Annotated in this window: 13 protein-coding genes; 1 reads left to right on the top strand and 12 read right to left on the bottom strand. The window is 74.1% G+C overall.

Features of this window, described 5'->3' with window-relative positions; genetic code table 11:
- Positions 1-60: 60 nt before the first annotated feature.
- The 12 genes from FH609_RS10600 to FH609_RS10545 form a co-directional block, all read right to left on the bottom strand.
- Positions 61-1,050 (bottom strand): zinc-dependent alcohol dehydrogenase family protein, encoded by a 990-nt coding sequence (locus FH609_RS10600; RefSeq protein ID WP_139666731.1) that lies wholly within the window; start codon positions 1,048-1,050, stop codon positions 61-63.
- Complete coding sequence (locus FH609_RS10595; protein WP_139666732.1) at positions 1,047-1,910, bottom strand: carbohydrate ABC transporter permease; 864 nt, start codon at positions 1,908-1,910, stop codon at positions 1,047-1,049. The genes FH609_RS10600 and FH609_RS10595 overlap by 4 nt, the downstream gene beginning before the upstream one ends.
- A complete protein-coding gene (locus FH609_RS10590) occupies positions 1,907-2,878 on the bottom strand; it encodes a carbohydrate ABC transporter permease (RefSeq protein ID WP_139666733.1) in 972 nt (323 codons plus the stop codon). Before FH609_RS10590 ends, FH609_RS10595 begins: the two co-directional genes overlap by 4 nt.
- Positions 2,875-4,233, bottom strand: a complete 1,359-nt coding sequence (locus FH609_RS10585; protein ID WP_139666734.1) for an ABC transporter substrate-binding protein — start codon at positions 4,231-4,233, stop codon at positions 2,875-2,877. The genes FH609_RS10590 and FH609_RS10585 overlap by 4 nt, the downstream gene beginning before the upstream one ends.
- 104 nt (positions 4,234-4,337) lie before the next feature.
- A complete protein-coding gene (locus FH609_RS10580) occupies positions 4,338-5,099 on the bottom strand; it encodes a DeoR/GlpR family DNA-binding transcription regulator (RefSeq protein ID WP_139666735.1) in 762 nt (253 codons plus the stop codon).
- A 1,233-nt stretch (positions 5,100-6,332) separates the two neighbouring features.
- A complete protein-coding gene (locus FH609_RS10575) occupies positions 6,333-6,557 on the bottom strand; it encodes a hypothetical protein (protein ID WP_139666736.1) in 225 nt (74 codons plus the stop codon).
- Between the two features lie 103 nt (positions 6,558-6,660).
- Positions 6,661-7,077, bottom strand: a complete 417-nt coding sequence (locus FH609_RS10570) for a CBS domain-containing protein (RefSeq protein ID WP_139666737.1) — start codon at positions 7,075-7,077, stop codon at positions 6,661-6,663.
- 160 nt (positions 7,078-7,237) lie between these two features.
- A complete protein-coding gene (locus FH609_RS10565; protein WP_139666738.1) occupies positions 7,238-7,747 on the bottom strand; it encodes a DinB family protein in 510 nt (169 codons plus the stop codon).
- Positions 7,744-9,750, bottom strand: a complete 2,007-nt coding sequence (locus FH609_RS10560; RefSeq protein WP_139667006.1) for a prolyl oligopeptidase family serine peptidase — start codon at positions 9,748-9,750, stop codon at positions 7,744-7,746. Before FH609_RS10560 ends, FH609_RS10565 begins: the two co-directional genes overlap by 4 nt.
- 130 nt (positions 9,751-9,880) lie before the next feature.
- Positions 9,881-11,305, bottom strand: coding sequence for a M20/M25/M40 family metallo-hydrolase (locus FH609_RS10555; RefSeq protein WP_139666739.1), 1,425 nt, complete (start codon positions 11,303-11,305; stop codon positions 9,881-9,883).
- Positions 11,298-12,134, bottom strand: coding sequence for a M55 family metallopeptidase (locus FH609_RS10550; protein WP_139666740.1), 837 nt, complete (start codon positions 12,132-12,134; stop codon positions 11,298-11,300). The genes FH609_RS10555 and FH609_RS10550 overlap by 8 nt, the downstream gene beginning before the upstream one ends.
- A gap of 50 nt (positions 12,135-12,184) precedes the next feature.
- Positions 12,185-13,054 carry a helix-turn-helix transcriptional regulator gene (locus FH609_RS10545; protein WP_139666741.1) on the bottom strand — a complete coding sequence of 290 codons (870 nt, stop codon included), beginning with the start codon at positions 13,052-13,054 and terminating at the stop codon, positions 12,185-12,187.
- Positions 13,055-13,182: 128 nt separating this feature from the next.
- Here FH609_RS10545 and FH609_RS10540 point away from each other — a divergent pair, with 128 nt between their 5' ends.
- Positions 13,183-13,989, top strand: coding sequence for an NAD(P)H-dependent oxidoreductase (locus FH609_RS10540; RefSeq protein ID WP_139666742.1), 807 nt, complete (start codon positions 13,183-13,185; stop codon positions 13,987-13,989).
- Positions 13,990-14,043 lie beyond the last annotated feature (54 nt).

Genomic DNA, 14,043 nt, shown 5'->3' with positions numbered 1-14,043 from the left:
CAGCCCACCCGCGAGCGTCCAGCCCCCGCGCACCGCGCGCACCGGCACCGCCCCCACCCGTCAGGGCCGGACCACGATCTTGCGCCCCTCCCCCGCCGCGAAGCGGTCCAGCGCCGCCGGGTAGTCGTCCAGCGGCAGCCGGTCGCTGATGAACACCGCCGGGTCGAGCACCCCGGCGGCGAACAGGTCGGCGGCCCGCTCGTAGCTGTGCAGCACCGCCATCGAGCCGGTGATGGTGATCTCCCGGTTGTAGATGAGGTAGGGCTCGATCACGGCGGTGGTCGCGTAGTCGGCGACGCCGAACTGGAGGAACGTGCCCGCCTTGGCGACCCGGCCCAGGCCGTCCTGGATGGCGGCCGCGTTCCCGGTGGCGTCCACCACGATGTCCCAGCCCTCGGGCCGGTCCAGCTCGTCCGCGTCGGCGGCCGTGTGGCAGCAGCCCAACGCGGCGGCGGTGGCGAGCCGTTCGGGGTTGATGTCCACCACGTCGACGGCGCTGGCGCCGGTCCGCTTGGCCAGCTCCAGCATCATCAGGCCCATGGTGCCCGAGCCGTAGATCAGCACCCGGGCGCCCAGCACGGAGCGCAGCACGTCGTAGCCGCGCACCGCGCAGGAGAGCGGCTCGATCAACGCGGCGTCCTCGGTGGCGACATGCTCGGGCAGCGGAACGCAGTTGGCGACCGGGGCCACCGCGTACTCGGCCGCCCCGCCGGGCACCGTCACCCCGATCGCGGCCCAGCGGTCGCAGAGGTTGTTGTGGCCGGTGCGGCAGTAGCGGCACTCGTGGCAGTAGAGCGAGGGGTCCACGGCCACCCGTTCGCCGACCGCGCGCTCGGTGACCTCGGTGCCGACGGCCACCACCTCGCCGGCGAACTCGTGGCCCGGCACCACCGGCAGGGTCGGCGCGAACTCGCCCTGCCTGATGTGGAGATCGGTCCCGCACAGCCCGCAGGCCGCGACCTTCACCACCACCTCCCGGGGCCCGGGCGTCGGGTCGGGCACGGTGGTGACGTTGACCCGGCCGACGGACTCGATGAGGGCGGCTTTCACTTGACTGCTCCTAGCGACAGGCCCTGGACCAGCTTGTCCTGGGCGGCGAAGCCGGCGGCGAGCACCGGCAGGGAGATGGCGACGGCGGCGGCCGAGAGCTGCGCCAGGAAGAGGCCCTGGCTGGTGATGAACCGGGTCAGGAATACCGGCGCGGTCTCCGCGACCACGCCCGTGAGCACCCGGGCCAGCAGCAGCTCGTTCCAGCTGAAGATGAAGCAGATCAGCGCGGTGGCCGCGACGCCGGGCAGCACGACGGGCGCGATGACCCGGCCGAGGACCGTCGGCAGCCGGGCGCCGTCGAGTTGGGCCGCCTCGATCACCGAGACCGGCACCTCGGCGAGGAACGACTGGAGCATCCACACCGCGATCGGCAGGTTCATCGAGGTGTAGAGCAGGACCAGCAGCCAGACGTTGTCCAGCAGGCCCACGTTCCTGGCGAAGAGGTAGATCGGCAGCAGGCCGGCGACGATCGGCAGCATCTTGGTGGACAGGAAGAAGAACAGCGCGTCGCGCCAGCCCTTCACCGGCCGGATGGCCAGCGCGTAGGCCGCCGGCAGCGCCAGCAGCAGCACCAGCGCGGTGGAGGCCAGCGAGGCGGTGACGGAGTTGATCAGCGGTGGCCACGGCTCGCTGTCGAAGAACGAACGGTAGCCCTCCAGCGTCAACGGGGCGGTGAGCGCCGGCGGGTTGCTGGCGGCGTCGGCCTCGCTGTGGAACGAGGTGAGCACCATCCAGGCCACCGGCAGGAAGAGCACCAGCCCGCCGAGCCAGGCCGCCAGGCCGAGCGCGGAGCCCCTGAGCGAGCGGGGGCGTCGCGGACGGGCCGTCAACTGTGTCGTGGAAGCGGTGAGTTGGGTCATCCCCTGCTTCCCTCCTCCCGGAAGAGCGAGGACACCACGCGCAGCGTGAGGACGGCGATGACGAGGGAGCCGATGACCACCAGCACCCCGGCCGCCGAGGCGACCCCGTAGTCCTGCGCCCGGTAGAACTCGCGGTAGATGACGAAGGGCAGGTTGGCGGTGTCCAGCGCGCCGCCGGTGAGGGTGTAGACGGCCTCGAAGTTCTGCACCACGTAGATCGAGCCGAGCAGGGCGCCGAGTTCGAGGTAGCGCCTGAGGTGAGGCAGCGTCAGATAGCGGAAGACCTGCCAGTCGCCGGCGCCGTCGATCCGGGCCGCCTCGGCCAGCTCGGCCGGCCGGCTCTGGAGGCCGGCCAGCAGGATCAGCATCATGAACGGGGTCCACTGCCAGATCAGCGAGATCTCGACCGCCAGCAGCGGCATGTCCGAGATCCAGTCCGGCTGTGGCGCGGTGAAGCCGAAGAGGTCGCCGAACTTCCCCAACAGGCCGTTGAGCAGGCCGTATTCGGGGTTGAACAGCAGATGCTTCCACATCAGCGCGGCGGCGACCGGGACCACCAGGAACGGGGTGATGGCCATGGTGCGCACCAGGCCGCGCCCCCGGAAGCGGCGGTCGAGCAGCAGCGCCAGCGCGAGGCCGAGCAGCAGGCTGACGATCACCACGGTGGCGGTGAGCAGCGCGGTGGTGAACACCGCGTTGCGCAGGCTGGATTCGCCGAGCACCGACTCGTAGTTGTCGAGCCCGGTGAACGCCCGGTCCTCCGGGTAGAGCGCGTTCCACTCGAAGAGGGAGATCACCAGCGTCGCGGCGAACGGGAGTTGGGTGACGAGGATCAGGAAGACCAGGGCGGGCAGCAGGGGCGCCCGGGTGGCCCAGACCCTGGCGCGGCCGGGCCGCCGGGGGGCCTGGGCGGGACGGGCGGGCCGGGGCCGGCGCGGCCCTGCGGGTGGTTCCGTTGTGGTGGTCATCGCTCGCGGTACCTCTCCGTGGCGGACTCGGCCATGTCCTGGGAGGCGTCGAGGGCTTCCTGGACGGTCTGTTGGCCGGCGATGGCGGCGCTGATCTCCTGGGAGACCAGGGTGCCCAGGTCGGAGAACTCGGGGATGCCGACGAACTGCACGCCGGGGGCCGGGCGTTCCTGCACGCCGGGGTCGATCGGGTCGGCCTCGTTGATGGCGTCCCTGGTCACCTCGTAGAACGCGGCGGCCGCCTCCTGGTAGGCCGGGTTGTCGTAGGTGGAGGAGCGCTTGCCGGCCGGCACGTTCTCCCAGCCGAGGGTCTCGCCGACCAGCTCCTCGTACTCGGCGCTGGAGGCCCAGGAGACGAACTCCCATGCCTTGTCCGGCTTTTCGGACGCCTTCTGGATGCCCCAGGCCCAGGTGTAGAGCCAGCCCGAGCTGTCGGTCTCCTCGACGGGCGCCGCGACATAGCCGATGTTGCCGCGCACCGGCGAGTCGTCGGCCTCCAGGGAGCCGGCGCCGGCCGTCGCGTCGTACCACATGGCGGTGTTGCCCTGGACCATGTTGTTGAGGCACTCGGCGTATCCGGACTGGGCGGCGCCCGACTGGCCGTGTTCGCGCACCAGTTGGACGTAGAACTCGGTGGCCTCGACGAACTCCGGTGCGTTGAGGCGGGGTTGCCAGTCGGCGTCGAACCAGGTGCCGCCGTGCGTGTTGACCACGGTGGTCAGCGGCGCGATCACCTCGCCCCAACCGGGCAGCCCCCGCAGGCAGATGCCCCCCATCTCGGGCTCGGCCTCGTCCACGGCGGCGGCGAGGTCGGCGACCTCGCTCCAGGTGGGCCGCTCGGGCATGGTCAGCCCGTGCTCGGCGAAGACGTCGGTGCGGTACATCAGGAACGAGGACTCGCCGTAGAACGGCTGCGCGTAGACCTGCCCGTCGTCGCCGGTCAGCGAGGTGCGGATCGGCTCCAGGATGTCGTCCTCGGCGTAGTCGGGGTCTTCGGCGAGGTAGGGGTCGTGCGGCTGGAGCCAGTCGTTCCTGGCGTAGATCGGGGTCTCGTAGTTGGAGATGGTGGCCACGTCGTACTGGCCGGACTGGTTGGCGAAGTCCTGGCCGATCTTGTCCCTGACCTCGTTCTCCGGCAGCACCGTGAAGTGCACCTCGATGCCGGTCTCGGCGGTGAAGTGATCGGCCGTCAGCTCCTGGAGGGCCAGCATCTGGGGGTTGTTGACCATGAGCACGTTGATGCTGTTGGCGCCGCCCGAGCCGGGGCCGCCGGCTCCGGCACAGGAGGTCAGCAGCGCGCCGGCGGCCGCCGTGGCCAGCCAGGCGCGTCGCCTGCGTCGTCTTCCCTTGGACATGGGGGGCTCCTGGGGTCGTGGCGGCCGTGCGGGATCGCCCCACCCGCGCGGCCGGGGTCGGTTGAACGGGTCCGTTGATCGGGTCGGCTGGCGGGGCCGCGTGCTCAGACGCGGATGACCTGCGGCCCCTTGAGGACGTAGCGCTGGGCCTCGGCTGCGGGGAGGCGCACGCTGGTCACGACGGTGTCCAGGTCGGACACGTCGGCGAAGCGGCAGAAGCTCGCCGCCCCGAACTTGGTGTGGATGCCGGCGAAGACGCGGCGCCGGGAGGCCGCCACGGCCCGCCGTTTGACCTCGGCGACCGCCGGGTCGGGCGTGGTCAGGCCGTGCTCGCGGGAGATGCCGTTGGCGCCGATGAAGCCGAGGTCGATCACGAAGCCGCCGAGCATGTCGGTGACCCAGTGGTCGACGGTCGCCAGCGTGGCGTCCCGCACTCGGCCGCCGAGCAGCAGCACGGTGAAGCCGTCGACCGCCGCCATCGCGCTGGCCACCGCCAACGAGGCGGTGACCAGGGTGAGTCGGCGGTCGCGCGGCAGGGACTCGGCGATCAGCTGCGGGGTGTAGCCCTCGTCCACGAAGATGGTCTCGGCGTCGCCGACGAGTTCGGCGGCGGCCGCCGCGATCCGTCGCTTCTCCGGGACGTGCCGGGTGGAACGGGCGGCGAGCGTGGTCTCGAAGCCGGCGCTCTCCACGGGGTAGGCGCCGCCGTGGGTGCGGCGCAGCAGGCCGTGGGCCTCCAGCACGCGCAGGTCGCGGCGGATGGTCTCCCTGGCCACCCGCAGCTCCTCGGCGAGCGCGGTCACCTCGACCGAGCCAGCCCGGCGGGCAGCCCGCACGATCGCGCGTTGCCGCTCCACCGCCGCCATGGCCGCCTCCCGCTCCGGTCGTCGTCTCGTCGCCCGTGCCCGAATGGGCCCGTACGGAGATTTGTACCGGGGTCGGGCGGCCCCGCACAGGGGGTGTTCCCCGGGGATCGCGCCCGTTTCTGCCCGTTTTCCGGCGCGCGAGCCGGCGCGTGCGCCCTGGTCAACCGGCGCGCGGGGGCGGGCGTCCGACCCGTCGAACGCCCGTTTCCCCCGCGGCGGGCGCCCGCGGAACGCCCGGACGGCCGCTGGCCGCCCGGGCGAGGCGCCCGCGCGGGGCGGGGCGGGCAGCAGTGCCCACGCGTGCGCGTGCGCGACGCGAGGGCGGAGGCGTGGGCGCGCGGGGCGCGGCGCGAGCGCGGGGGCGCGAGTGGGCGGCGCGCAGCGCGGCACGGGCACGGCGCCGGTGAGCGACGGGCCGGTGGCCAGGGGCCCGGGACTGGCCGGCGCAGCCAGTGAACGGGAGCCGGGCGCACGGCGGATGGCACGGCAGCCACGCGGCCGCCGCGCGGGGCGTGCGGAGGGAGCCCACCCGTGCATATGCGCCGTTCGAAGCCCGAGGCGCCGGTTCATGCCCCGCCCGAGAGGACGGGCACGGCCGGACACGGCGCGACCAGAGAACGCGCACGGCGGCCGTGGGCGCGGCACGGCCGAGCCGTGGAGGAACGAGCGCGCGGTGCAACCGTGGAACAGACGGGATCAGCGTGGCCGATGGCCAGGCAGTGGGCAGGGCCGGCGCAGCCGGCCCAAGGGCACCGTCGGCAGCCGCGCGGAACACACGCCGGCCACCGTGCGGGCGGGCGCCGCCAGGCCGGCGGCAAGGGAACGGGCCGAGTCAGCGCGGCCAACGGCCAGGGAACAGGCGCCGCCGGCGGCCTGGAACGCACCCATGCCCGGCGCCGCCGGTGAACGGGAGCCACCCGCACAGGCGAGCGGAGCGCGGCGCGGGTGGGCAACGGCCGGCGACCAGGGGCCCGGGACTGGCCAGCGCAGCCAGCGGCCAGGCAACGGGGGAGGCCGGCGCCGCCGGTGAACGGAGCCGCCGGCACGGCGGCGCGGCGGCCGCCACGCGGATCACGCGCGGCCCACCCGTGCGAACGCGACCACGCGCGGCGCGACCTGCGGTCAGAGAACACGCCAGGCCGGCGCAGCCGGCCAACGGGCGCCGGCGCACGGCGGCCCAGCGGGCCGCAGGCCCATCCGCAACAGCCCAGCGGCAGCGCCCAGCGGCAGCGTTCAGCGACGGCGGGCCGCGTAGAGGCCGCAGGCCGCCCCGATCACCAGGGTGAAGAGGAGGGCCAGCCAGAGCGGCATGGTGACCTCGGGGACCAGCAGCCTGATCTTGGTCTGCCGGGTGTTGCCGAAGATGAAGATCAGGGTGACCACGGCGACCACCAGCATGATGATCCGGCCGGGCGTGAAGAACTCGTTGGTGCGCGGAGCGCGGGTCCTGGTCGTCATGCTCTCAGGATGGGAGCGAAGCGGGCCGCCCGCCCGCCGAGCACGGCGGGGGACGGCCGACCGGTCGAAGGCGCGCGGCGCGGCGCACTCAGGCGTAGACGCCTCAGGCGTAGACGCGCTCCACGAACTCGGCGACCTGGTCGTCGGTGAGCGTCCTGGCGAGGTCGGCCTCGCTGATCATGCCGACCAGCCGCTTGTTCTCGTCGATCACCGGCAGCCGGCGGATCTGGTGGGTCTCCATCTCGGCCAGCACCTCGTCCTCCTCGGCCAGGCTGGAGACCCAGCGCGGGGTGCCCTGGACCAGGTCACCGGCGGTGGTGTGGGCGGGGTCGTGGCCGGCGGCCACGCAGCGCACCACGATGTCGCGGTCGGTGATGATGCCGCAGAGCCGCTCGTTGGTGTCGCTCACCGGCAGCGCGCCCACGTCCAGCTCGCGCATCAGCTGGGCCGCGCGGTCCAGGCTCTCGGTGGCGGGAATCCACTGGGCGCCGGGGTTCATGATGTCAGCGGCGATGGCCATGGGTTCATACCTCTCTGCGTCGCGGTTCGAAGGGATCGGCTGATCCCATGCCTCACCACCCATGGTCCCCGCCGCGCCCGGAATGCGCCATTCGGGTGGCAAAGCACCTTTTCGCCGGTCCGCCCCGGGCTGGCCCACCCCGGAGCCGGCCGGCCAGGCCTCAGTCCCCCACCGTGCCGTCCGTCAGCTCCCGGACGACGTCCAGCTGGCCGAGGTGGCGGGCGTACTCCTGGAGGACGTGGCAGAGAATCCAGCCCAGCGTCGGCGGGGTCTCGACCGTTCCGTCGAACCGGCCGCCGACGGCCGCCCGTTCGGCCAACGCCGCGCCCGCGACGGCCTCCGCGACCCGTTCGGCCTGCTCCCAGTACCGCCGCCGCAGCTCGGCCACGTCGATTCCGTCGGGTAGGGTCCACCGCCCCTCCGCGTCGTGGTCGCCCCACGGGTCGTCGACCGGCTCGCCCCGGAACCCCCAGACGAACCAGCGGCGTTCCATCATCGCCAGGTGCCACACCAGCTGCGCCGGCGTCCAGGCGGAGGGCACCCGCGAGGTGTGGAACGCCTCCTCGTCCAGCCCGGCCAGCTTGTCCCACAGGGCGCCTCGGTAGCTCACCAGATAGCCGACGAGCAGCTGCCCGGGGTCCTCGATCTCGCGCGCTGGTCCGTTCCTCATCGGGCTTCCCTTCCCGCCGCCAGGTCCAGCGGCGCCAGATCGTTCCGGTCGAAGCCGAACGCCCGTGCGTAGAGGGCGAGTTCAGCCTCCAGGGCGCGCTCGACGGTGGCCGCGCGGCGGAAGCCGTGGCCCTCGCCGGCGAAGCTCAGATAGGCGTGCGGCACCCCGCGCCCCGCGACGGCGGCCAGCAGCGCCTCGGCCTGCTCGGGCGGGCACACCACGTCGTCGAGCCCCTGGAGCAGCACGAACGGCGCGACGATCCGCTCGGCGCGGTACGCCGGGGAGCGCTCCCGGTAGCGCTCGGGCACCTCCGCCAACGGGCCGATCAGCGACTCCAGATAGTGCGACTCCAGGTCGTGGGTGCCGTCCGAGGCCCAACCGGCCAGGTCCAGCAGGGGATAGCTGATGGTGCCGGCGGCGTAGAGGTCGGCGGTGGCCGGGTCGCTGAGCGAGGCGGCGGCCGTGTAGCCGCCGGCGCTGCCGCCCCGGATCGCCAGCCGGCCGGGCGCCGCGCCGCCCTCGGCGACCAGCGCGCGGGCCACGGCGGCGCAGTCCTCGACGTCCACCACGCCCCACCGGCCGCGCAGCCGTTCCCGGTAGGCGCGGCCGTAGCCGGTGGAACCGCCGTAGTTCACCTCGGCGACGCCGATGCCGCGCGAGGTGAAGTAGGCGATCTCCAGGTCGAGTACGAGCGGAGCCGAGCCGGTGGGCCCGCCGTGCGCCCAGATCACGAAGGGCGGCGCGGAGTCGGGCGGCCCGGTCAGCTCGGGGTGGCGAGGCCGGTGGATCTGGGCGTGGATCTCCCGCCCCTCGGGCCCGGTGAACACGCGGGGTTCGGGCCGGGGCAGGTAGCCGGGGTCGACGCGGTCGGTGTGGTGCTCGGCGAGCACCCGGCAGTGGCCGGTCGCGGTGTCCAACGCGACGACCTCGTAGTCGCGTTCGGGCCCGGCGGCGATGCCGACGACCCGCTCGCCGCACGCGGCCAGCGAGGGCCACCACTCGGTCCAGGGACCGACCGCATCGGCCAACTCCCCCCGGTCGGGGTCGAGTACGGCCAACCGCGCGGTGCCGAGCCCGTGCAGGACGGCGAGCGTGCCGTGCGGCAGCGGCACCATCCAGCGGAAGCCGACCTTCCACAGCGCGCCGGCGAACTCCTCCCGGCGGTCGCAGAGTTGAACGGCCTCGCCGATGTCCGGGTCGAGGCGGTAGGGCTGCCAGAAGCCGGCGCGGTCGCTGAGCGCCAGCAGGGTGCCGTCCTCGGCCCACTCGACCTGCGCCACCGACTCCCCCGGCCCGCCGAGCATGGTGCGCGGCGGGCCGGGGCGACCGGCCGCGTCCACCTCGGCGACCAGCAACTCGGTGCCGTCCCAGGGCATTCGAGGGTGGTCCCAGACCAGCCAGGCCAGCCGGGTGCCGTCCGGCGAGAGCCGGGGCCCGGTGACGAAGCGGTGCGCGTCGTCGGTCAACTCCCGGACGGCGGAACGGTCTTCGGCGGCCGAACCGTCCAGGGGCACGGCGGCCAGCAGCCGCCGGACGTCGCCCGGCCCATCCCCGGTGAACTCCTCCAGCACGCACCACGCCTCGCCGCGCTCGGGCAGCACCAGCGGGTCGCACCAGCGCAGCCCGCCGCCCACGGCCGAGACGGGGGTGAGCGGCCGGGGCGCGGTGTCGAGGTCGGGTTCCAGGGCGTACAGCCGCTGGTCGCCGGCGTCGGTGAACACCACCAGCGGCCCGCCCGTCTCCCGCGCCGCGCCGGCCCAGGGCTGGCCGCCGTACTCGTGCACCCGGTTGCGGACGTTCCACGGCGCGGGCAGCACGCTGACCGGAGCCGGGGCGTCGGGGCGCAGCCGCAGCAGGGCGCGGCGGCCGCCCTCGGCGGGGCGGGGCGCGGTCCACCAGACCTCCTCGCCGACCGCGCCGAGCGCCTCGGGGTGCCCGTCGTGCGCGGCGACCAGCGCCGCGTCGACGGGTGACGGCCAACTTCCGTACGGTGCGTGCGACATCGGTGCCTGCGACATGGGAAGCATCCTGGTCGGGGTCAACGGGCCTGGGAAGAAGCCGGGTTGGCGAACGCGCGGCCGAGATCGCGGCCAAGCGCTGCCGGTTGACGGTCCCTCACCGGTTGACGGTTTCTCAGAGGGAGCGGATCGCCCGGTCCAGCACCCGGACGCCGAAGTGCAGCGCGGAGACCGGCACCCGCTCGTCCACGCCGTGGAACATCGCCTGGTAGTCGAAGCCCTCGGGCAGCTTCAGCGGCATGAAGCCGTAGTTCTCCACGCCGAGTCGGGAGAACTGCTTGGCGTCGGTGCCGCCCGACATGCAGTACGGCACCACATGGGCCCCGGGGTCGAAGTGCAGCAGCGCCTCCCGCAGCGTGGCGTAGGTGGGCGAGTCGACCGGCGCCTGGAGCGGGATCTCGTGGTGCAGGAACTCCCACCCGACGTCGGGCCCGGTGAGACGGTCCAGGGTGGCGGCGAACTCCCGTTCCGTGCCCGGGAGTACCCGCCCGTCGACCTGGGCCGTGGCGCTGCCGGGGATCACGTTCACCTTGTAACCGGCGTCCAGCATCGTGGGGTTGGCGCTGTTGCGCACGGTGGGCGCGAGCAGCTCGGCGGCCGGGCCGAGCAGCGCCAGCAGCCGGTCCACGGAGTCGGCCAGCCGCTCGGGGTCGGGGTCGGCGAGGTCGGGCAGCGGCAGCCCGTAGACCCGGGCCAGCTCGGTGAGCCCGGCGCGCACGGTCTCGGTCAGCCGCACGGGCCAGCGGTGCTCGCCGATCCGGGTGACGGCGGCGGTGAGCCGGGTGACGGCGTTCGCCGCGTTGATCTTGGAGCCGTGCCCGGCGCGGCCCTTCGCGGTCAGGGTCATCCAGCCGGTGCCGCGTTCCCCGGCCGCCAGCGGGTAGATCCGGCGGCCGTCGCCGGGGTGGAAGGTGAACGCGCCCGACTCGCCGATCGACTGGGTGCAGCCGTCGAAGAGGTCGGCGTGCTGCTCGGCCAGGAACCCGGAGCCGAACGAGGCGGTGTCCTCCTCGTCGGCGGTGAACGCCAGCACCACCGGGCGCCGGGGGCGCACGCCGGCGCGCGCCCAGGCGCGGACCAGCGCCAGCACCATGGCGTCGGCGTCCTTCATGTCCACCGCGCCCCGGCCCCAGACCACCCCGTCGCTGACCTCGCCGGAGAACGGGTGGACGCGCCACTCGTCGGGGTCGGCCGGCACCACGTCCAGGTGTCCGTGCACCAGCAGCGCCTCCGCCGTCGGGTCGGCGCCCTCGATCCTGGCGACCACGTTGGTGCGGCCCTGGCTCTTCTCCAGCAGCAGCGGGTCGAGCCCGACCTCGGCGAGCCGCTCGGCGACATACTCGGCCGCCGGCCGCTCGTGCCCCTCGCCGCCGCCCCGGTTGGTGGTGTCGATCCTGATCAACTCGGAGGTGAACGTGACCACCTCGTCGAGCGCGGTCGCGTCGACGGGCCCCTCGGGCGCGGCCGGGGCGGGCCGGTCCCGCTCGTCGGCGGCCGGAACGGGGGTCGGGGTCGGGGTCGGGGTCGGGGAGTCAGCCATACCATTCCTCCACGGCGGCGGACACCATGGTGGTGACCGTCTTGAAGCACCGGATGCCCTCGTACATGGTCGGCGCGGTGTAGGCGACGCGCCGCTCGCCGGTCTGCTCGACGCCCGGCACCAGGGCGGCGGCGCCGGCGAGTTGGTCGGCGTCGAACTCGATCTCGATCCGGCGCGGGGTGGGCCCCGCCGGCTCGTGGCGCACCGCAAGGGCGGCGGCGCGGGTGGCGCCCTCGGTGATGTCGGCGGCGGTCCTGGCGGGGGTGCGGCAGACCGCCGCATAGCGGGAGACGCAGTCCTTGACGGCCACGCCCACCGCGTCGGGCGCGTAGCGGCGGGCGTCGGCGCAGGTCAGGTCGTCGCCGGTGACCAGCACCACCGGGGTGCCGTACTCGGCGGCCACCAGGGAGTTGAGCAGTCCCTCGCTGGCGCGGACCCCGTCGACGAAGACGCCGGTCAGCGAGTTGCCGAGGTAGGTGTGGGCGAGCACCCCGGCGTCGCCGGCGCCGGTGTGGTAGCCGACGAACGCGATGCCGTCGACGTCGCCGTGTTGGATGCCCTCGACCATGCTGAGGTCCTTGTGCCGGCCGGTGAGCAGTTGGGCGCGGTCGTCCAGTTGCTCCAGCAGCAGGTTGCGCATGGTCATGTGCGCCTCGTTGACCAGCACCTCGTCGGCGCCGCCGGCGAGGAAGCCGGCGACGGCCGCGTTCACGTCCGAGGTGAGCAGCGGCCGGCAGCGCTGCCACTCGGGCGTTCCCGGCAGGCAGTCGGCCGGCCAGGTGACCCCGGTGGCGCCCTCCATGTCGGCCGAGATGAGGATCTTGGTCATGGGGGGAGACGTTACCCCCGCGTCGGGCCGCCAGCCAGGCCGCGGGCGCCCTACGGTGCGCCGTTCACCTCGTCGGCGAGCCGGCGCAGCGCGGCGGCGGCCGGGGTGTCCCCGGCGGCGCTGAAGACGTGGAGCTGCTGGCCCATCCGGCCGGCCAGCGGCGGCACATGGAGCGTCTCGACGTCGAGGTCGAGCACGCCGACCGCCGGGTGGTAGAAGCGCCGGCTGCCGACCGCGCACATCCGCACCTCGCCGTCGGCCCAGAGCGCGCCGAACGTGTCGCTGCCGGCGTGCAACTCCCGCACCAGGGCGGCCAGTCGGGCGTCCTCGGGGTAGCGCCCGACGGCGTGGCGGAGCAGCGCGACGGACTCCCGCCGCCGGTCGTCGAGGTCGGGGAGGACGGCGCGGGCGGCCGGGTCGAGGAAGACGAAGCGGGCCTGGTTGTGGTCCCTGGCGCCCGGCTCGTCGAGGCCGCCGAACAGGGCGCCGCCGAGCCGGTTCCAGGCCAGCAGGTCGAGCCGCTCGTCGAGCACGACGGCCGGCAGGCCCGGCAGGGCGTCCACGACCCGGCGCAGCTCGTCGCGGACCGGCTTCGTCGAGGGCGCGGCGGCGTGCGGGGTGGGGCCGCGCCCGTGGGCGAGGGTGCGCAGATGCGCGCGCTCGACCCCGTCGAGGCGCAGCGCCCGGGCCAGCGCGTCCAGCACCTCGGCTGAGGGCTGGTTGGCGCGGCCCTGTTCGAGCCGGACGTAGTAGTCCACGCTGATGCCGGCGAGCCGGGCCAGCTCCTCGCGGCGCAGCCCGGGCACCCGGCGTCGGCGCCCGGCGTCGAGCCCCACGCTCCCCGGCGCGACGCGCGCCCGGCGCGCCTTCAGGAACGCGCCCAACTCGCGCCCGCTGTCCCGCAGCGCCTCCGTCGTCATGGGCCCAGTATGCGCGCGCGGGGGCGTGCGCGCCGGCGCGAGGGTGGTCCTGGCGGTACCGGGAACGGGCGTCCTCCGGTTCGACCGGGTGCTGGCTACCCCGGCGCCGACCTGCGAGAACTGGGGCCATGACCGAGAACACGACCGAGCAGACCACTCCCCGGGCGCGTGCGGGCGGCCGGCGGGTGCTGATCGTCCATGCGCACCCCGACGCCCGTTCGTTGACCGCCGCGCTGGCCGGCCTCGCCGCCGAGGAGCTGCGCGGCGCCGGGCACCAGGTGCGGACCTCCGACCTGTACGCGATGAAGTGGAAGGCCACGACGGACGCCGACGACTTCCCCGGCTGGCCGCGCGACGACCGGCTGGACGTGATGGGCGCCTCCCATCACGCCCACGACACCGGGACGTTGACCGCCGACGTGCGGGAGGAGCAGGAGAAGCTGCGCTGGGCGGACGCGGTGATCATCCAGTTCCCGCTCTGGTGGTTCTCGGTGCCGGCGATACTCAAGGGCTGGCTGGACCGGGTCTTCGGCGCCGACTTCGCCTACGGGCCGGGCGTCCGGCCGTATGGGGGCGGCGAGTTGGCCGGGCGGCGGGTGCTGCTCTCGGTGACGCACGGCGCCGGCGCGCCCTCGGTCGGCCCGCGCGGCATCCACGGCCCGCTGTCCGAGCTGCTCTTCCCGATCCAGCACGGGGTGCTGTTCTTCACCGGGATGTCGGTGCTGGAGCCGTTCACGGTGCCCAAGGCGCCCGAGCTGGACGAGGCGGGCTTCCGCGCGGTGGCGGCCGCCTACCGGGCGCGGCTGGCCGGCCTGTTCACCGAACGCCCTTTGCCCTACCGGCGGTTGACCGAGGAGGACTACACCAGGGAGCTGGAGCTGCGGCTGGGCCGCGAGCGGCCGGGCGCCTCGGGTCTCGGGCTGCACCTGGCGTGAGCCGAACGTTGTCCCTGGTGGCGGGTCCCCAACGGGGCCCGCCACCGGTCGCGT

Source organism: Streptomyces sp. 3MP-14 (assembly GCF_006334905.2).
In the GTDB taxonomy this organism is placed as follows: domain Bacteria; phylum Actinomycetota; class Actinomycetes; order Streptomycetales; family Streptomycetaceae; genus Streptomyces; species Streptomyces triticirhizae.
Note: the sequence above shows the minus strand (reverse complement) of the source record. Positions and strands in the feature narration are given on the sequence as shown.